Source organism: Pseudarthrobacter sp. lyk4-40-TYG-27 (genome assembly GCF_030209295.1).
Lineage (GTDB): Bacteria > Actinomycetota > Actinomycetes > Actinomycetales > Micrococcaceae > Arthrobacter.
The window spans coordinates 1-18739 of the sequence record NZ_JARVSH010000002.1; the positions used below are offsets into that span (position 1 = coordinate 1).

Below are 18739 nucleotides of genomic sequence, written 5' to 3' on the forward strand. Positions count from 1 at the left end.
AGGCCCCAACCAACACGGTTGGGGCCTCCCACATTTAAAAACACCACCACCCACCACACGACCACGCCCGCTCACACCCGACACGTAACCCCGCAACCCCCGCTCACACCTTGCAGAAAATCGATCAGCGTCCGCCCACCCCGGCCATCCAAAGATGCAGCCCGCGCTAATACCGATCGATAACGATCGGGTGCCCGCGGGTAGAGTTGTTGCCCATGAGCAGCATCTTCAGCCATGCCCAGGACCCCTTCGAGGCGGATGGAAAGCCCGGTGCCGATTCCCTGGACCCGGTGGTCAATGCGGTGGTGGTGCCCGGACCCGTCGCCCGGGCATTCGCCGGTTTCACAGACCACACCCACCTCTGGTGGCCGCTGGAGCCGTACGGAGTCTACGGGGCAGGGTCCTATGTCGAATTCGAAGAGAACCTGATTCTCGAGACGTCAGACGACGGACGGACCAGCATCTGGGGAACCCTTGATGACTGGCAGTCGCCGCTCTCCTTCCACGCCACATGGCACCCCGGTACCACTGCAATGTGGTCCACCGAGCTTCTGGTGGCCTTCCGCGCGGTTGACGGGGGCACGGAGGTCCGGGTCGTCCATGACGGCTGGGAGGGCGCTGAGGACCCTGCTGCCGTCAGGGGACATTACCTGCAGGCCTGGCCCGTAATCCTCGACAAGTACGCCCGCTTCATGGGCGCCGCAGACCCAGCAAACTAGTTCAGGGCTGGCGGTACCGCCGTGCTGGTTCGGATCAGGAACTCGGTCGGGTACTCCTGGTCCTGGACCGGTGAAGGCGGCTGGCCGCCGTCGGAATCCTTGCCTGCGTTCAGCAACGCCAGGGCGGTTGTGGCCGCCAGGTTACCTTGCCCGCGCGGATCCTGCTTGATGGTGGTGAGTCCAAACGTCTCGCTGAGTTCGTGACCGTCCATACCCACGACCGAGAGATCTTGCGGGATCTGCAGGCCGAAGTCGCGCGCCGCAAGCATAATCCCGATGGCCATCTCGTCGGACGCGGCGAACACAGCGGTGGGTCGTTCCGCCGCTGTCCCCAGGAGCCGGCGTCCCACGGCGTACGCGCCCTGGATGGTGAAGTCCGCATTGACCACCCACTCGTCCCGGACAGGCAGGCGTGCCCCGGCCATGGCTGCGGCAAAGCCTTTCTGCCGGAGTTTGGGAAGCTTGAAGTCCCGGTTCAGCCCCGCGTCCCCGGTGATGTGCGCAATCCGGGTATGGCCAAGCCGGATCAGGTGGCCGGCCGCGTCCCTGGCAAGGCCTTCGTCGTCGATGCGGATGGTGGAGGCGCCCCGCAAGACGCCGCCGATGCCCACAATGGGACGATGCACCGCCAGCAGCTGGCCTATTTCATCCTCGCGAAGGACCAACGCCACTGCGATGACGGCGTCCAGGCGCTTGCGGAGCAGGAAGTCGTTCAGGATGCTGCTGCGTCGCTCAGGTTGCTCCCCCACGTTGTACAGGGTGAGGTCGTACCCGGCGTCCAGCAGGGTCTCCGAAACCCCTTCCAGCACGGAAGAGAAATACCAGCGCTGTACGTTGGGCACCACCAGGCCAATATTGCGGTTGCGGCCCGACGCCAGGCTTGATGCGTGGTACGACGGAACGAACCCCAGCTCCTTGGCCGCCTCCTGCGCCAGCCGGCGGCTCCTTGAGGACACATTGGACTTGCCACTCAGCGCCCTCGAAACGGTGGCCACGGACAGGCCGGCACGGCTGGCAACTTCTTTGATGCCTGCCAACGTCAGTCTGCCGTGGTGGCAGGTCCAAGCTGCAACCAGGCAGTCTCGCCGGATGCGAGGGCATGGCCCGTGGACCCCGGCAGGCTGCGAAGGAGGACGTGGCCGGACGGCATCTCCAGCGGCTCATGGTTCAGGTTCATAAGCACCAGCGTAGTGCCGTTCACATAGCCGAGGGAGGATCCGGTGCACCAGTCTTCCGCCCAGGACAGGGATCCCCGGCCCATGTCGAGCTCCCGGCGCCGCGCCAGGGCTTCACGGTACAGGGCCAGGTGCGACGACGGTGACTCCGCCTGCACGTCACGGGCAAGTTCCGCGAAGGACGACGGAATCGGCAGCCAGGGATCGCTCCCGGAGCCGAATCCCAGGTGCCGGTCTTCGGCCCGCCAGGGCAGCGGAACGCGGCAGCCGTCGCGGCCAAGGCGCTGGCCGTTGGTCCGGGCGAAGGTCGGATCCTGCCGCAGATGGCCGGGGATGTCGATGCCGTCAGGCAGCCCCAACTCTTCTCCCTGGTAGAGGTAGGCGGCCCCGGGAAGCCCCAGCATGAAGAGTGAAGCGGCCGCTGCTCGACGCCGTCCGAGGTCCTCGTCCGGCTGGGGATCGCCGGTACCGATGCCGTCGCCGTCGCGCGGGCCGTGGCCGTTGTAGCCAAACCGGCTGGCATGCCGGACTACGTCGTGGTTTGAGAGGACCCACGTGCTCGGGGCGCCGACGCCGTCCAGGACGGTCAGTGAGTCCGTGATAACCGACCGCAGCCGGTAGACATCCAGTCCGGCGTGGAGGTAGGGAAAGTTGAACGCCTGGTGCATCTCGTCCGGCCGGACCCAGTGGGCCAGCCGGTGGAGGTCAACACTCGCCTCGGCGCACAGAATCCGGTCCGGGCCGTATTGGTCCAGGATCTGCCGCCATCTCCGGTAGATGTCGTGGACGGCGGGTTGACCGAACATGGGTGCCTCATGGCCCGGGTAGCCGTCGCTGCTGCCGCCGTCGGCACGTCCGCCCCATGCCGGCAGGCCCGGTGCTTTGACCAGCGCGTGGGCCACGTCCACCCGGAAGCCGGAGACGCCGCGGTCCAGCCAGAACCGGAGCACCCGTTCGAATTCTGCATGGACCGCCGGGTTGTCCCAGTTGAAGTCCGGCTGGGAGGAGTCGAAGAGGTGCAGGTACCACTGGCCGGGCTCGCCGTCAGGTTCCACCACGCGCGTCCAGGCCGAACCGCCGAAGTGGGACTGCCAGTTGTTCGGAGGCTCCTGGCCTTCCGGGCCGGTCCCGTCCCGGAAGATGAACATGTCCCGCTCGGGGCTTCCGGCCGGCGCTGCAAGGGCTGCCTGGAAAGCCGGGTGCTGGTCCGAGCAGTGGTTGGGTACCAGGTCAACGATGACCCGCAGCCCGAGCCGGTGCGATTCTGCCATCATGACGTCGAAGTCGCCCAGGGTGCCGAAGATCGGGTCCACGTCGCAGTAGTCGCTGACGTCGTAGCCAGCATCGCGCTGCGGTGACCGGTAGAAGGGCGAGAGCCAGACGGCGTCCACGCCCAGGCTTGCCAGATGCGGCAGTTCCTCGGTGATCCCGGCCAGGTCGCCCACGCCGTCGCCGTTCAAGTCACGGAACGAACGGGGATAGACCTGGTAGATCACGGCGGACCGCCACCAGCCGGGAATGGCGTCAGCGGCGTGGATAAGCGTCAATGGACCGGCAACGCTTGCAGTGTCCTGGGTCACAGTTTCGACAGACATGACAGTCAGCATAACGGCTGGAAGCGATTTAAATGAAAACGCTTCCATAACGTCCAGGCGCGCAGTTTAGGGGCTGAAGAGCGCGTAACACGCCATAGTCTGGAAGCGATTTCAAAGCCCGGAATACCGGACCGGTCCGGCGGACGGCGCCTAGACTTGGTGGATGTGTCCGACGACGGGTGGAGGGTTTGTGGGAAGCATTGTTGAGGATCTGGAAGCCGTCTTGGCGCCCGGGCAGCTGGATCGCGGCGAGGCTGCGCTCCACCGCTACGCCATTGACCAGGCACCGGTCTTGGACTTCCAGCTACCCCTGGCCGTCGTGTTCCCCGAGTCAGTGGCCGATGTCCAGGCGGTAGTGCGGGCGTGCGCGGCCGGGGGAGTGGCGATCGTACCGCGCGGTGCCGGTACAGGAGTGTCCGGCGGGGCGCACGCCACCAGGAACTGCATTGTCCTCTCGCTGGAGCGGATGAACCGGATCCTTGCCCTGAGCCCGGACGACGAAACGGCCGTGGTGGAGCCCGGCGTCGTAAATGCCGTCCTCAACGAGGCCGCCGCGGTGCACGGCCTCATGTACGCCCCGGACCCCGCAAGTTTCCGCAGCTCCACCATTGGCGGCAACGTAGCCACCAATGCCGGCGGCCTTCGCTGCGCCAAGTACGGGGTCACCAGGGACTCGGTCCTGGCCTTGGACGTCGTGCTGGCTGACGGCTCCCTGATCCACACCGGCCACCAGACCTTCAAGGGCGTGGCGGGCTACGACCTCACAGGCCTCTTCGTGGGGTCCGAAGGAACACTTGGCATCGTCGTCGGTGTCACGGTGCGATTGAAGTACCTGCCCCGGGAAGTCCACACCGTTGCTGCGTTCTACCCGGACTTCCGGCTTGCCGCCGCAGGGGTCCTGGCCGTGGGCAAGGCGCGCGTCCAGCCCGCCATCATGGAATTGCTCGACGGCGGCACCCTGGCCCAGCTCGATGACATCCACGGATCGGACCTCACGGCACGCGGAAAGTCCCTGCTCCTGGTTCAGACAGACGGGTTTGGAGCTGCCGCCGAAGCAGACGTTGTGCGCCAGGTCCTTAAGGCAGGCGGTGCCACGGTCACCACCGAGGCCAGCGCCGAAGCGGAACGGCTGGTGGAGCTCCGGCGTCACAGCCGGGGCACCGAGGTGGACGATGAATTCCGGGTGGGTGAAGACGTTGCCGTGCCGCGGTCCCGGCTGGTGGACTACGTGGCGGCGCTCGAGGCCCTCGCAGCCACCCAGCGGGTGCACCTCAAAGTGGTGGCGCATGCCGGTGACGGCAACCTGCACCCCACCTTCTGGATCGACCGGCAGGGGGACACTGTTGACGCCGATGCGATGAAACGCCTCCAGGCTGCCTTGGATGAGTCGATCACGGCGGCGTTGGCCATGGGCGGCACCATCACCGGGGAGCATGGCATAGGCCAGTACAAGCTGCGCTGGCTGGGCCAGGAGCAGCCCGAGCCGGTCCGGGAACTGCAGCGCCGGATCAAGGACTTGTTCGATCCTGCGGGAATCCTCAATCCGGGGAAGGCGATCTAGGGTCAGTCGTCCGAGTCCGGGTATTCCTCGTCGGACTCATCGGCGCCGTACCGGGATTCCTCGCTTTCCACCTCAAGGATCTTCAACATCTCGGTGTCGGGGTTCAGCATGATGGCGGCCTCGTCCCGCCGGTGCCGGAGGATCGAGTCGATGTAGGACTGTACGGCCTCGGCCAGCGGGATGTGGCGTTCCTGCTTTTCCGACATGTACCAGCGGTGTTCCAGTACTTCGTGGACCACCTCGGCGTGCTCCAGCTTGCCGGAAAGATCGCGCGGGATGGAGCGGACAATGGGCTCGAAGATCTGGCTCACCCACAGGTGGGCGCTGTATTCCTCGTCCATCTCCGGATTGTTGTCCGCCCGGAAGGAATCCATGTCGTTGAGGAGCCGGCGGGCCTGGTTTTCCTGCGCGTCCAGGCCGGTAAGCCGCAACAGCCGGCGCTGGTGATGCCCGGCATCAACCACCTTGGGCTGCAGTTGGATGGTCGAGCCGTTCTGCGTGGTCTTGATGGCGTATTCCTCGACGTCGAAGCCGAGTTCGTTCAGGCGCCGGATCCGGGCTCCCACCCGCCAGCGTTCGCCGAGTTCGAAGGATTCCTTCTCCGTCAGTTCCGCCCACAGCCGCCGGTAGCTGTCCATGATCAGCTCACTGGTGGCGACCGGGTCCACTTTCTCCTCGATCAACCCGCCATCGAGCAGGTCCATGAGCTCACCAGCGATGTTCACCCGGGCAATCTCAAGGTCGTATTCGCGCTGGCCCGTGGACAGGTCCGGGTAGAGCTCGCCCGTTTCAGCGTCCACCAGGTAGGCGGCGAAAGCGCCGGCGTCACGGCGGAACAGGGTATTGGAAAGGGAGACATCGCCCCAATAGAAGCCGATGAGGTGCAGCCGGACCAGCAGGAGGGCCTGGGCGTCGATGAGGCGGGTCAGTGTGTCCTTGCGCAGCATCTGGGAAAACAGTGCCCGGTAGGGCATGGAGAACTTCAAGTGACGGGTCACCAGCACCGGATTGAGCGGGCGCCCGTCCGGGGTGGTGCGACCGGTGATCACGGCCACGGGCTCCACGCAGGGGACATCCAGCCGGGCCAGCTTGCGGAGCATGTGGTACTCGTGGCGGGCCACGTGCTCGGATGTTTCCTTAATGGCGATGACCGAGCCGCCCAGGTGGGCGAACCGCACGATATGCCTGGAAATACCGCGGGGGAGTGCAGCCAGGTACTGCGCGGGCCACTCCTCCAGGGCAATGTGCCACGGCAGGTCCAGCAGTTCCGGATCGGCCGCTGCGGCCGTGATGTTCAGCGACGACGCTACCGAGGACACTTTGTTGTCGTCGGCACTGGCCGCCACGAACCGCGGCAGCTTGCCGATCTGCGCGTAGTCGGTGGGTTCGTCGTGCCACTGGGCGCTGTTTTCCTCGGTCATGGGTCAATTCTTCCGTACGCAGGGCAGGGACGATAAATCTTCGTTAAAGGCCGACGGCGGCCCGCACCTTGATGAAAGGGTGCGGGCCGCCGTCGGTTCCGTGGCTAAGGCCGCTGAGTGCCGGTGGGTGGGCCCACGCCGGCAGGGTTCCCTGGCCGAAGCGAAGCTAAGGCCGGTGGGTGGGCCCACGCCGGCAGGGTTCCCTGGCCGAAGCGAAGCGAGGCTAGGGTGCCGGTGGGGACTAGTCGCCCAGGCGCAGGCCGGTCTTGGTGTCGAACAGGTGCACGTGGCCGGACTGCGGACGGACGTAGATGACCTCGCCCTTCATCGGAGGACGGCGGCCGTCGACGCGTGCCACGATGTCGTGGTCCTTGCCGTCGAGCGTGGTGTGTCCGTAGACGTAGGCGTCGGCGCCGAGTTCTTCGACGACGTCGACCTCAACCTTCAGGCCCTCACCCTGCGGAGCGGTTTCAAGGTCTTCGGGACGGGAGCCCAAGGTGACCGTGGAGCCGTGCGCCTCTTCGAGGACGTCGCGCGGCACGGGGTACACGGTGCCGCCGAACTGCACGCCGCCGTCGACGACCGGGAGTTCCAGCAGGTTCATGGCGGGGGAGCCGATGAAGCCGGCAACGAAGACGTTCTTGGGACGGTCGTAGAGGTTGCGCGGGGTGTCAACCTGCTGCAGCAGGCCGTCCTTCAGCACTGCCACGCGGTCGCCCATGGTCATGGCCTCGACCTGGTCGTGGGTCACGTAGACGGTGGTGACGCCCAGGCGGCGGGTCAGCGATGCGATCTGGGTACGGGTCTGGACGCGGAGCTTCGCATCCAGGTTGGACAGCGGCTCATCCATGAGGAAGACCTGCGGGTTACGGACGATTGCGCGGCCCATGGCAACGCGCTGGCGCTGGCCACCGGAGAGGGCCTTCGGCTTGCGGTCCAGGTACTGCTCAAGGTCGAGGAGCTTGGCGGCTTCACGGACTCGCTCAGCGCGCTCTTCCTTGGAGACGCCGGCGATCTTGAGGGCGAAGCCCATGTTGTCCGCAACAGTCATGTGCGGGTACAGGGCGTAGTTCTGGAAGACCATGGCGATGTCGCGGTCCTTCGGCGGCACATCGGTGACGTCGCGGTCACCAATGAGAATGCGGCCTGCGTTGACGTCCTCAAGGCCTGCGAGCATGCGCAGCGAGGTGGACTTACCGCAACCGGAGGGTCCAACGAGGACCAGGAATTCGCCATCGGCGATGTCGATGTTGAGCTTGTCGACGGCGGGCTTATCTGTGCCCGGGTACAGACGCGTAGCGTTATCAAAAGTAACTGTAGCCACAGTTATCAATCCCTTCACCGGCAGGTACGTGCCGGACGATCCGTTGTGAATGGTTCATGTTTATTCAGTTGTGTTCCAGCAAAGTGCTCCGGGTCATTGCCCGGAGCACCCAATGACGCCGCACGGTGTTTGTGCGCCACATCACATCAAAGAGTATGCCAGAGTGGGCCGTCTTTTGCGTAAATGTTACGAACGTCACATGCGGCGTTGGTCACTGCCCTAGCCGGAGGCGGCTTCGGGGTCTTCTTCAGCCACGGCGATGCTCCGCTCCTGCAGCAGCACCTCCAGCAGTTCGGCGATGTGCACAGGTGCTTCCACCCGGTACTGGGCCTGGGTGAAATCAAGGCCCACCTTGACCCCCACGTCGCCCGGCTCCAACCGGCCGAAAGCGTCCTCGTCCGTCACGTCGTCGCCGGCGAACAGGACGGCTGTGGCCCCGGTGGCCTGCCGAAGGAAGGCGACGCCTTCGCCCTTGGATGCGTTCACCACCGAGGTTTCCAGGACACGCTTGCCCTCCTTCAGGAACACCCCCTTGCGGTCCTGCAGCGACGCCCGGGCGGCCGCAACGGCGTCCTCGGCGACGTCGTCGTCAGCCTGGCGGGTGTGCAGGACGACGCCGGCGGGCTTGTCCTCCAGGGACGTTCCGGGAGCCTCTGCCACGATCTCGGCCAGCACCGAGCGGACGTCGGCGAGAAGCGCTTTCTGGTCCTCCTCCAGCGCCAGCTCGGTGGAACCGGGTCCCAGCCACGCTTCGGCGCCGTGGCTTCCGATGAGGAGGGTGTCCACCGGCGGCGACGCAACCTGCCGCAGGCTGGCGAGGGCACGGCCCGAGATGAGTGCCGTCGTCGTCCGTGGAAGCACCGCAAGGCCGGCGAAGGCTGCTGCCGAGCGTGGCAGCGGCCGCGCGTCCTGAGCGCTGTCCACGATGGGCGCCATGGTGCCGTCGAAATCCATGGCCACCAGCAGGTGCGCGGTTCCGGCGATCCGACGCAACGCGTCCCTCAACTCGGGGGTCAATGCCAGCTGCCGTTTGGTGGGGCGGCCTTCAGGAGTCATCGCGAACCACCTTTTCGTTCAGCGCGCGCAGGAAGTCCGCGGACCAGTGGTCGACGTCGTGGTCCAGGATCTGGCGGCGCATGGACCGCATGCGGCGCGAGGCTTCCCGGGGCGTCAGTTCCACCGCGTTCATGATCGTGTTCTTGAGCCCTGCGATATCGTGCGGGTTGACCAGGAGTGCCTGCTTGAGCTGGTCCGCTGCACCCGCGAATTCGCTGAGGACCAGGGCGCCGTCGTTATTGTTCCGGGCGGTGACGTACTCCTTGGCCACCAAGTTCATCCCGTCCCGGAGGGCGGTGACGAGCATGACGTCCGCGGCCAGGTAGAGGGCCACCATTTCCTCCACCGGGTAGCTGTGGTGCAGGTAGCGGACCGCGGTGTTCTCAAGGGTGTCGTAGGTGCCGTTGATGTGGCCCACGGTCCCTTCCACCTCCTCGCGGAGCAGCCGGTACTGTTCCACCCGCTCCCGGCTGGGCGATGCCACCTGGATCAGTGTGGCCTCGCCAACGGTGAGCCGGCCGTCCGCCAGGAGCTCTTCGAAGGCCTTAAGCCGGTGGCGGATGCCCTTGGTGTAGTCCAACCGGTCCACACCCAGCAGGATCGTTTTCGGGTTGCCCAGGTCCTGCCGGATCTGCCGGGCCCGTTCGATGATTTCTGGCCTGGCGGCGAGCTCGGTGATCTGCTTGACGTCGATGGAGATCGGGAAGGCCTGCGCCCGCGCAATGTGCGTGATCAGGCCATCCTGGCCCTTGACGTGCACCTGCTGCTGCTTGACGCTGGCACCGAGGAACCGGCGGGCGGACCGCATGAAGTTTCCGGCGTCGCTGACGCGCTGGAAGCCCACCAGGTCGGCACCGAGCAGGCCGTCGATGATGGCCTGCCGCCACGGGAGCTGGGCAAAGATTTCCGGCGGCGGGAACGGGATGTGGTTGAAGAACCCGATCCGGAGATCGGGCCGCGCTTCGCGGAGCATCCGCGGAACCAGCTGCAACTGGTAGTCCTGGACCCAGACGGTGGCGCCGTGGTCCGCGTACCGCACCACGGCGTCGGCGAACCGGCGGTTGACCTTGCGGTAGGCATCCCACCAGGCCCGGTGGAATTCCGGCGGAGCGATGACGTCGTGGTAGAGCGGCCAGAGGGTGGCGTTGGAGAAGCCTTCGTAATACAGCTCCACGTCGTCCGTGCTGAGCTGTACCGGGACGAGGTCCATACCGCCATGGCTGAACGGCTTGACGGTTTCGTCAGGTGCTCCGTGCCAGCCAACCCATGCGCCGTCCGTCTTGGTCATCATCGGTGCGAGGGCAGTCACCAGTCCGCCGGGGGACCGCCGCCAGCCGGATCCGTCGTCACCCCCGTCGGCGGGCGCCACTCGGTCAACCGGCAGCCGGTTCGAGACCACCATGAAGTCGTACTTCGTGTGCGCGGCATGGCTGGAATCCGTACCTGCGGCCTGTGCCGTGCCGGCGGGTTTTTCCTGGACGGGTGTTTGCATTGCGGCCCCCTGGGGTTGCTTGTGCCTCTAAGCCACACTAGCCGGACGGAATCATCGGGGCTATTCGTCCGTTGGTCAACCCGGAGGAATGGTTGAAACCGCAAGCTCCCAGATTTCTCCCCTAAAATGTGGGGGTGCCACCTAGTGGTCCCCCTTCGTCGACCGACCCAAGGAATTCATGAGCCCCGCAAACGAAGTACGTAAGTCCAAGGCTGAGCGAACCGCGGAGGCGCGGGAAAAGGCGCGCCTGATCCGTGAAGCACAGGCAAAAAAGGACAAGCGCAACAAGCTGCTGATCGGCTGGGGCATTGTCGCGGCTGTGGTGGCCATCCTGGTAGTGGTGGCCCTGGTGGTCACCAGCAGTTTGAAGCAGAATGCCCCGATTGCGGATCAGGGGCCCACACCGGCCAACGCCAACATCCATGGCGGCGTGACCCTGCTTGCCAACTCGGATGTGGCCAAGAGCGACCCGGCAACGGTGGACGCCAATTCCGTGGGGGATGCACCGAAGACTCCGCCGGCGGAAGTAGTTGCACCCGGCGCGGAAGCGGAGGCCGGCAAGCCGGTCAAGGTGGTCCTCTACGTCGACTTCATCTGCCCCATCTGCAAGAACTTCGAAACGCAGTACAACGACCAGCTCACGTCCTTGCGCAACGACGGCAAGATCACCGTGGAGTACCGGCCGCTCGGCTTCCTGGACAGCCGGTCCACCACCAACTACTCATCACGTGCGGCGAATGCGGCGGCCTGCGTTGCCAACACGGCTCCGCAGAAGTACGCCGACTACTTCAGTGCCTTGTACGCCCAGCAACCGGCTGAAGGCAGTGCCGGCCTCTCGGACAACGACCTCAAGAAGATGGCCTCAGACATGGGCGTGGACATCGGTTCCTGCGTAGATGACAAGACCTACCGCCCTTACGTGAAGTACGCGACGAAGGAGGCCTCGGCCATCGGTGTCACGGGGACGCCGACCGTCTTCGTTGACGGCAAGCAGTGGGGCAAGGGAGACAGCGCCCAGACGCCGTTCCCGGACTTCCTGCAGGCAGCCATCGCCGCCAAGGGCTAAACGCCGGGAATCCTCGCAAGGGCCCGCTTCGGAACGCATCCGGGGCGGGCCCTTTCGCTGTCCGCTGCCGGTGTGGCGGCGTTTTTACCCCCGGCGGGAGTTGGGCTAACCTTATCTAGCGCCTTGACGGCGCAGGCCCCCAGGGCCACGCCTCCTTAGCTCAGTTGGCCAGAGCACCGCTCTTGTAAAGCGGGGGTCGTCGGTTCGAATCCGACAGGGGGCTCCGGTGCGACGGCCCCGGTTCGAGGTTCCAGGAACTTCGGCCGGGGCCTTGTCTTTCCCGGGGATTATGCTGGACCCATCCCAATAATCAGCCTGCTGACTAAAGGAGGATGGGTGCCATGCCCAAGACCGGAAAGAATGACCACGCCCGCAAGGAAGAACTCCCTTCGACCCTGCAGCGGTCCGGGCGAAAAGCCCAGGACACGTTCGCCAAGACCTACGATTCGGCCCTCGAGTCCTACGACCATGACGAGGAACGGGCAGCCCGCACGGCGTACGCGGCAGTGAAACACAGTTACGAAAAGGTGGGCGACCACTGGGAGCCCAAGGAAAAACGCGGTCCGTCGGACAAGCACGCCGAGGAGGGCCTGCGCTCAACCGAACCCACAGCCGGAGGCGTTGATGCCAACGCGTCCAAGGAACACCTCTACAAACTGGCCAGGGAGCTGAACGTCAAGGGCCGCTCGACGATGGACAAGGCCCAACTGGTGGAGGCACTCCAAAAGGCGAACACCAAGGCAACCCGCAAAGCCCGCAGCAAATAGTCTCTGCTCTTGCCGTCCCGCCGCCCAAGGTGTCGAATCAGAGGATACGTCCAGTCCGGCCGGCAATGATGCCAGGAGGTTCCCATGTCGGTGAAGAGCACCAAGGAGTCAGTGCGGGCGGCCGGCGGCAAAAGCGGCCCCGATGCACGCCGGGCAGATCAAAACGCCGGCATTGCCGCCTCGGACCCCGGCCGGATCCGCAACGTGGCCCTGGTGGGGCACTCCGGCGCCGGAAAGACGATGCTTATCGAGGCCTTGCTCGCCGCAAACGGCATGATCACCCGCAAGGGCTCCATCGTGGACGGAACAACCGTCAGCGACTCCGACCCGGCGGCTGTGCACCAGCAGCGCTCGGTCACGCTGTCCTTGGTGCCGCTGATGGTGGAGGACGTCAAAGTGAACCTGATGGATACCCCGGGCTACCCGGATTTCATCGGGGAGCTGCGGGCCGGGTTGCGTGCCTCCGATGCTGCACTGTTCGTGGTCTCCGCGGTGGACGGAATTGATGCCACCACCACCGCGCTGTGGGGCGAGTGCGAACACGTGAGGCTCCCGCGCGCCGTCGTCATCACCCGGATGGACCATCCGCGCGCAGACTACGGGCGGACCCTGGCCGCCTGCCAACAAGCCTTCGGCGACGGCGTTTTGCCGCTGTGCGTGCCAGTGCAGGGGGAGGGGGCGGATGCCGGTTTGCTGGGCCTGCTGTCCCGCGAGGTCACCGATTACTCGTCGGGTGACGCATCGCCCGCAACCCGCCCGGCTGACCCTGCCGAGCTCGAGGCAGCAGGGCCGGCCCGCGGAACCCTGATCGAGGGAATCATCGCCGAAAGTGAAGACGAGACTCTCATGGACCGCTACCTGGACGGTGAGGACGTCGACCAGGCAGCGCTCGCAAACGACCTGGAAACCGCCGTCGCCCGCGGCTCATTCTTCCCGGTGCTGCCTACCTCCGCCGTCACCGGGCTGGGCACCGCCGAACTGCTGGAACTGCTGGTCCGTGCTTTCCCGCCGCCGGGGGAGCGCAGCCTGCCTGACCTGACCGACCTCGCGGGAGAGCCGGCCGGAACCCTGTCCTGTGACCCGTCCGGTCCTCTGGCCGCGGAGGTGGTACGGACATCCAATGATCCCTTCCTGGGCCGCATCTGCCTGGTGCGGGTCTTCTCCGGGACCCTGCGTGAAGATTCGCCCGTGCACGTGGGCGGCCACGGACTGGCCGACCGGGGCCACCAGGACCACGACACCGACGAACGCGTAACCCACATCTACTCGCCGTTGGGGGCCAGCCTGCGGCCTGTGCCCTACTGCGTGGCGGGGGACCTGTGCGCCCTTGCCAAGCTGGGGAGCGCCGAAACAGGGGACACCATTTCGGCGCGGGACACGCCGCTGCTGCTGGCCACCTGGGAAATGCCCGAGCCGCTGCTGCCGGTTGCCGTGGAAGCGGACTCCCGGAGTGACGAGGACGCGCTGGCCCGCAGCCTGGGCAGGATTGCGGCGGGCGATCCCACCCTGAGGGTGGACCGGAACGCCGAAACGCACCAGCTGGTGCTGTGGTGCATGGGTGAGGCGCATGCGGAGGTAGTGCTCGACAGGTTGCGCGAGCAAGGCGTGAAACTCCACACCGTTGACGTGGTGACGCCGCTGCGGGAAACCTTCGCCGCGCCCGCCACAGGCCATGGCCGCCACGTCAAACAATCCGGCGGCCACGGCCAGTACGCCGTCTGCGACATCGAAGTGGAACCCCTGGACCGGGGTGCTGGGTTCGAATTCGTGGATAAGACCGTGGGTGGCGTCATCCCGGGAACGTTCATCCCGTCGATCGAGAAGGGCGTCCGGGCGCAGATGGAGCGGGGTGTCTCCGCAGGCTTCCCCGTGGTGGACCTGCGCGTGACCGTAGTTGGCGGCAAGGCCCACAGCGTGGATTCATCCGACGCCGCCTTCCAGTCGGCGGGGGCCCTGGCGCTCCGCGAGGCTGCGGCCGCGGGAAAGATCCAGCTCCTCGAACCGGTGTCCGCGGTGGCCATCACGGTGTCGGATGAGCACGTGGGGACGGTCATGAGCGACTTGTCCGGCCGGCGCGGCCGCCTGACCGGCACCACTTCCTCCGGCCAGGGCCTCACCGAAATCAGTGCCGAAGTTCCGGACCAGGAACTCCTGAGGTACGCGGTGGAACTGCGTGCCTTGACCGCCGGCACCGGCAGGTTCCGCCGGCACTACCTGCGCCACGAACCGGTGCCATCGAATTTCAGCCCCTCCTGATCCCGCCCGGGCAGGAACATCGCCAAGGAACGCCGGCCACCCGTGAACGCCGCTGCACGAAAAATCCAGAACATCTACCTGACGTTGACGCTGGGCAACACCCTCGCGGCGTCCTTTATCTGGGGCATCAACACACTGTTCCTGCTCGATGCGGGCTTGAACAACTTTGAGGCCTTCGCCGCGAACGCCTTCTTCACGGCAGGCATGGTGCTCTTCGAAGTACCCACCGGGGTGGTCGCGGACAGTTGGGGGCGGCGGGTGTCGTTCCTGCTGGGCACTGTCACCCTGGCCGGGTCCACCTTCCTTTACTACCTGCTCTGGCAGTTGCACGCGCCGTTCTGGTGGTGGGCGGCCGTTTCGGCGCTGCTGGGGCTCGGTTTTACCTTCTTCTCCGGCGCGGTGGAGGCCTGGCTGGTGGATGCCCTGCACTTCACCGGCTACGAGGGCACCCTCGAAGCGGTCCTGGGCCGCGGCCAGATGGTTTCCGGCATCGCCATGCTGGGCGGTTCGGTGGCAGGCGGGGTGATTGCGCAGGCCACCAACCTGGGGGTGCCGTTCCTGCTGCGCGTCGCGGTCCTGGTGGCCATGTTTGCCGTTGCGTTCTTTCTCATGCACGACGTCGGCTTCACGCCCGAGCGCTCGGCCCACCCGTTGCAAGCCACCCGGGCAGTCCTCCGGGCTTCGCTCGACGGCGGGCTAAGGAATCCGCCCGTGAGGTACATGATGCTGGCCGCGCCCTTTACCGAAGGCGTGGGCTTTTACGTCTTCTATGCCCTCCAGCCCTACCTGCTGCAACTGTTCGGCGATCCGAGGGCCTACGCCATTGCGGGCCTGGCCGCAGCCATTGTGGCCGGGGCCGACATTGTGGGCGGCTGGCTGGCGCCGCAGGTCCGGAAGCTGGTGCACCGGCGCACCACCGTGCTGATCGGCTCCAACATCATCAGCTCGGTGGTTTTGGTGGTGCTGCTGGCAACCAACGTCTTTTGGCTGGCGCTGGTGCTTCTGGCCCTCTGGGCAGTGGTGGCTTCCGCCGGCACCCCGGTCCGCCAGGCCTACCTCAATGACATGATCGCCTCCCAGCAGCGGGCCACCGTCCTCAGCTTCGCTTCGCTCATGGGCTCAAGTGGCGGGGTGGTGGTGCAACCGCTGCTTGGCAGGGCGGCGGACCTTTACGGCTACCCTGCATCCTTGGCCATGAGTGGCGTTGTGCAGTTGCTGGCGGCACCATTCATCCTGCTGAGCCGGCGGCGGCGCTCGCCGGCCGATGCCGGGGCGGGCCTGCCGGCCGCGCCCTGACCAGGTTGGGAGGCACTCACCGGACGACATGCAGCGAAGGCCCCTGGCCGCGGACGGTATGCGTCCGGGGCCAGGGGCCTTCGAAGAACTGCCTGCCGGTGGCAGAAGCCGGTATTACTTGACGACTGCCTCCACCGGTTCGCTGGCCACCGGCGCCAGTTTTTCCGCGGTGGGCGGAGGAGTGGTCTTCAGCCTGAACCGTCTTCCAAGGTCGCTGCCGCCGCCGCTGCGGTTCTTGTTGAAGATGTCGAAACCGACGGCGATCAAGAGCACCAGGCCCTTGATCAGCTGCTGGTAGTCCGTGCCCAGGCCCAGGATGGACATGCCGTTATTGAGCACACCCATGATGAGTCCGCCGATCATGGCCCCGGCAACGGTGCCGATGCCGCCGGTGACGGCCGCACCGCCAATGAACGCCGCCGCGATCGAATCGAGTTCGAATCCGGTTCCGCCTGCCGGTTGGGCCGAGTTGAGCCGGGCCGTGAAGACCAGGCCCGCCAAAGCTGCGAGGACGCCCATGTTCACGAAGAGGCGGAACGTCACGGCCTTGGTCTTGATTCCGGACAGCTCAGCTGCATGCAGGTTGCCGCCGATTGCATAGGTGTGCCGGCCAAACACGCTGTTGTTCATCAGTGCCGTGTAGGCGATCACCAGGAATGCCAGGACCACCAGGACGATCGGCGTGCCCCGGTAGGACGCCAGCAGGAAGGTGATGATGAGCATCAGCAACGCGGTGAAAGCGGTTTTGATGACGAACCAGACCAGAGGCTCGCTTTCGAGATCGAACTTCTTGCGGATGCGGCGTTCCTTTAGGGCCTGGATCAGGAGTGCCACGGTGGCGCCCACGCCAAGGATGACCGTGAGCCATTCCAGTACTGACGTGCCGCCGGAGATGTCCGGGAGGAAGCCTCCGCCCAGGGCCCGCAGCTCCGCAGGGAACGGCGTGATCTGCTGGTTCTTCAGGGTGATGAGCGTCAGGCCACGGAAGATCAGCATGCCTGCGAGCGTGACGATGAAGGCCGGGATTCCCACGTATGCGATCCAGTACCCTTGCCAGGCCCCGACGAGCGCGCCGACCAGCAGGCACGCAGGGATTGCGGCCCACCATGGCCAGCCCCAGTGCACGATCATGACGCCGGCGACGGCACCGATGAATCCCGCCACGGAGCCGACGGACAGGTCGATGTGGCCTGCGATGATCACCATCACCATGCCGATGGCCAGGATGAGGATGTAACTGTTTTGGACCACCAGGTTGGTGACATTCTGCGGCTCGAGCAGGATCCCGCCGGTGAGTCCTTGGAACAGGAGGACGATCAGGATCAGGGCGACGAAGATGCCAACTTGGCGGAGGCGGCTTGTGAGGAATCCGAGCGACTCTCTTAGGGCTGACATTTCGCTATTCCTTCTCTTTGGTCATGTAATGCATCAGTGATTCCTGGGTGGCCTCGGCGATGGGCACTTCACCGGTGACATGGCCGGCGGCGAGGGTGTAGATGCGGTCGCAGATACCCAGAAGCTCGGGAAGTTCCGAGGAAATGACGATGACGGCCTTTCCTTCGGCCGCGAGCCTGGCAATGATCGTGTAGATCTCATACTTGGCGCCGACGTCGATCCCTCGGGTGGGTTCATCAAGGATGAGGACGTCCGGGTCGGAGAACATCCACTTGCTCAGGACCACCTTCTGCTGGTTGCCGCCGGAGAGCTTCCCGGTGATGGCGGCGACGGAGGGTGCCTTGATGTTCATGCTGGTGCGGTAGCCGTTAGCTACCACGGTCTCCTGGTTTTTGTCGACGAATCCGCGCTTCGCGAGCTTGCGCAGCGATGCCAGCGAGATATTACGCTTGATGTCCTCGATCAGGTTCAGGCCGTAGTGCTTGCGGTCCTCCGTGGCGTAGGCAATGCCGTGCCTGATCGCGTCCGAGACGGTGGACGTATTGATCTCCTCGCCGTACTTGTAAACCTTGCCTGAGGTGGCCGTGCCGTAAGTGCGGCCAAACACGCTCATGGCCAGTTCCGTCCGGCCGGCGCCCATGAGCCCGGCAAGGCCCACGACTTCGCCCTTCCTGACGTGCAGGTTGGCGTTGCTGACTACCATGCGGGCGTGGTCCTGCGGGTGGCGGACGGACCAGTCTTCGATCCGGAGGACTTCCGCGCCGATGTTCGGCTCGCGTTCCGGGTAGAGGCTCTCAAGGTCACGGCCCACCATGCCACGGATGATCCGCTCCTGGGTGATCTGGCCTTCATCGAGCCGAAGGGTCTCAATGGTCTTGCCATCGCGGATGATGGTGACAGCGTCTGCCACCTTGCGGATCTCGTTGAGCTTATGGCTGATGATGATGCTGGTGACGCCTTGGCCCTTCAAGTGGAGGATCAGGTCCAGCAGGTGGCCGGAGTCCTCATCGTTGAGGGCGGCCGTGGGCTCGTCCAGGATGAGCAGCTTCACTTCCTTGGACAGCGCTTTGGCGATTTCCACGAGTTGCTGCTTGCCCACGCTGATGTGCTGTACCGGGGTGACGGGGTTTTCATCGAGTCCCACGCGGGCCAGCAGTTTTGCTGCCTCCAGGTTGGTCTTCCGCCAGTCCACCCATCCCTTGGTGGCCTGTTCGTTGCCGAGGTAGATGTTCTCGGCGATGGAAAGGTACGGGCTCAGGGCGAGTTCCTGGTGGATGATCACGATGCCCCGCTTCTCGCTGTCCGAGATGCTGGCGAAATTGCAGGGTTCGTTTTCGAACAGGATTTCCCCGTCGAACGTGTTGTGCGCGTATACGCCGGACAACACCTTCATGAGCGTTGATTTGCCGGCGCCGTTCTCACCGCAGATGGCATGGACTTCTCCACGGTTCACATCAAGGGTGACATCCTGCAGCGCCTTCACGCCCGGGAACGTCTTGGTGATTCCTCGCATTTGAAGAATGGGTGTGTTCATCGTCAATTCCCACTGACTGGTCGAATCTTGGCCTTCCTGCTGCTGCAGGAGGTTGCGGGAGGGCTGCGGCCGGACGGCCGGC

The 18739-nt window shown here is 65.2% G+C and carries 14 protein-coding genes and 1 tRNA gene; 7 read left to right on the forward strand and 8 right to left on the reverse strand.

Annotated features, from left to right (window positions below; genetic code table 11):
• Positions 1-215: 215 nt before the first annotated feature.
• Positions 216-719, forward strand: a complete 504-nt coding sequence (locus QRM96_RS03460; RefSeq protein WP_285318372.1) for an SRPBCC family protein — start codon at positions 216-218, stop codon at positions 717-719.
• Here the strand turns inward: QRM96_RS03460 and QRM96_RS03465 are convergent.
• Positions 716-1756, reverse strand: a complete 1041-nt coding sequence (locus QRM96_RS03465) for a LacI family DNA-binding transcriptional regulator (RefSeq protein ID WP_285318373.1) — start codon at positions 1754-1756, stop codon at positions 716-718. The genes QRM96_RS03460 and QRM96_RS03465 overlap by 4 nt on opposite strands.
• Positions 1757-1758: 2 nt before the next feature.
• Positions 1759-3501 carry a glycoside hydrolase family 13 protein gene (locus QRM96_RS03470; protein ID WP_285318374.1) on the reverse strand — a complete coding sequence of 581 codons (1743 nt, stop codon included), beginning with the start codon at positions 3499-3501 and terminating at the stop codon, positions 1759-1761.
• Positions 3502-3652: 151 nt separating this feature from the next.
• Here QRM96_RS03470 and QRM96_RS03475 point away from each other — a divergent pair, with 151 nt between their 5' ends.
• Complete coding sequence (locus QRM96_RS03475; RefSeq protein ID WP_502934873.1) at positions 3653-5050, forward strand: FAD-binding oxidoreductase; 1398 nt, start codon at positions 3653-3655, stop codon at positions 5048-5050.
• A gap of 2 nt (positions 5051-5052) precedes the next feature.
• On the opposite strand, the gene QRM96_RS03480 is transcribed toward QRM96_RS03475, so the two are convergent.
• From QRM96_RS03480 to QRM96_RS03495, 4 genes are all read right to left on the reverse strand, one after another.
• Positions 5053-6471, reverse strand: a complete 1419-nt coding sequence (locus QRM96_RS03480; RefSeq protein WP_285318377.1) for a DUF4032 domain-containing protein — start codon at positions 6469-6471, stop codon at positions 5053-5055.
• Between the two features lie 241 nt (positions 6472-6712).
• Complete coding sequence (locus QRM96_RS03485; RefSeq protein ID WP_018762103.1) at positions 6713-7795, reverse strand: ABC transporter ATP-binding protein; 1083 nt, start codon at positions 7793-7795, stop codon at positions 6713-6715.
• A gap of 219 nt (positions 7796-8014) precedes the next feature.
• The gene (gene otsB, locus QRM96_RS03490) at positions 8015-8851 is read right to left on the reverse strand and encodes a trehalose-phosphatase (RefSeq protein WP_285318378.1); all 837 of its coding nucleotides are present in this window, start codon (positions 8849-8851) and stop codon (positions 8015-8017) included.
• On the reverse strand, positions 8841-10343 hold the full coding sequence (locus tag QRM96_RS03495; protein ID WP_018762105.1) for an alpha,alpha-trehalose-phosphate synthase (UDP-forming): 1503 nt from the start codon (positions 10341-10343) through the stop codon (positions 8841-8843). Before QRM96_RS03495 ends, otsB begins: the two co-directional genes overlap by 11 nt.
• Positions 10344-10521: 178 nt before the next feature.
• Between QRM96_RS03495 and QRM96_RS03500 the strand changes: the two genes are divergently transcribed.
• The 5 genes from QRM96_RS03500 to QRM96_RS03520 all read left to right on the forward strand — a co-directional run bounded on the left by QRM96_RS03500 (position 10522) and on the right by QRM96_RS03520 (position 15728).
• Positions 10522-11409: a DsbA family protein gene (locus QRM96_RS03500; protein WP_109863919.1), complete on the forward strand. Its 888-nt coding sequence runs from the start codon at positions 10522-10524 to the stop codon at positions 11407-11409.
• A gap of 149 nt (positions 11410-11558) precedes the next feature.
• Positions 11559-11632 (forward strand) — tRNA-Thr (locus tag QRM96_RS03505).
• 118 nt (positions 11633-11750) lie between these two features.
• Positions 11751-12176 carry a ChaB family protein gene (locus QRM96_RS03510; RefSeq protein WP_285318381.1) on the forward strand — a complete coding sequence of 142 codons (426 nt, stop codon included), beginning with the start codon at positions 11751-11753 and terminating at the stop codon, positions 12174-12176.
• An 84-nt stretch (positions 12177-12260) separates the two neighbouring features.
• On the forward strand, positions 12261-14432 hold the full coding sequence (locus tag QRM96_RS03515) for an elongation factor G-like protein EF-G2 (protein WP_285318383.1): 2172 nt from the start codon (positions 12261-12263) through the stop codon (positions 14430-14432).
• A 42-nt stretch (positions 14433-14474) separates the two neighbouring features.
• Positions 14475-15728 (forward strand): MFS transporter, encoded by a 1254-nt coding sequence (locus QRM96_RS03520; RefSeq protein WP_285318384.1) that lies wholly within the window; start codon positions 14475-14477, stop codon positions 15726-15728.
• A 114-nt stretch (positions 15729-15842) separates the two neighbouring features.
• Here the strand turns inward: QRM96_RS03520 and mmsB are convergent, their stop codons facing one another.
• Complete coding sequence (gene mmsB / locus QRM96_RS03525) at positions 15843-17123, reverse strand: multiple monosaccharide ABC transporter permease (RefSeq protein WP_285318385.1); 1281 nt, start codon at positions 17121-17123, stop codon at positions 15843-15845.
• Between the two features lie 4 nt (positions 17124-17127).
• Entirely contained in the window at positions 17128-18657 is a 1530-nt protein-coding gene (gene mmsA, locus QRM96_RS03530) for a multiple monosaccharide ABC transporter ATP-binding protein (RefSeq protein ID WP_018762111.1), read from the reverse strand.
• Positions 18658-18739 lie beyond the last annotated feature (82 nt).

Coding starts and splice junctions, on each gene's coding strand:
- QRM96_RS03515 (WP_285318383.1), top strand. CDS start 12,261: ATGTCGGTGAAGAGCACCAAGGAGTCAGTGCGGGCGGCCGGCGGCAAA.
- QRM96_RS03480 (WP_285318377.1), bottom strand. CDS start 6,471: ATGACCGAGGAAAACAGCGCCCAGTGGCACGACGAACCCACCGACTAC.
- otsB (WP_285318378.1), bottom strand. CDS start 8,851: ATGACTCCTGAAGGCCGCCCCACCAAACGGCAGCTGGCATTGACCCCC.
- QRM96_RS03460 (WP_285318372.1), top strand. CDS start 216: ATGAGCAGCATCTTCAGCCATGCCCAGGACCCCTTCGAGGCGGATGGA.
- mmsB (WP_285318385.1), bottom strand. CDS start 17,123: ATGTCAGCCCTAAGAGAGTCGCTCGGATTCCTCACAAGCCGCCTCCGC.
- mmsA (WP_018762111.1), bottom strand. CDS start 18,657: ATGAACACACCCATTCTTCAAATGCGAGGAATCACCAAGACGTTCCCG.
- QRM96_RS03500 (WP_109863919.1), top strand. CDS start 10,522: ATGAGCCCCGCAAACGAAGTACGTAAGTCCAAGGCTGAGCGAACCGCG.
- QRM96_RS03475 (WP_502934873.1), top strand. CDS start 3,653: ATGTGTCCGACGACGGGTGGAGGGTTTGTGGGAAGCATTGTTGAGGAT.
- QRM96_RS03495 (WP_018762105.1), bottom strand. CDS start 10,343: ATGCAAACACCCGTCCAGGAAAAACCCGCCGGCACGGCACAGGCCGCA.
- QRM96_RS03510 (WP_285318381.1), top strand. CDS start 11,751: ATGCCCAAGACCGGAAAGAATGACCACGCCCGCAAGGAAGAACTCCCT.
- QRM96_RS03470 (WP_285318374.1), bottom strand. CDS start 3,501: ATGCTGACTGTCATGTCTGTCGAAACTGTGACCCAGGACACTGCAAGC.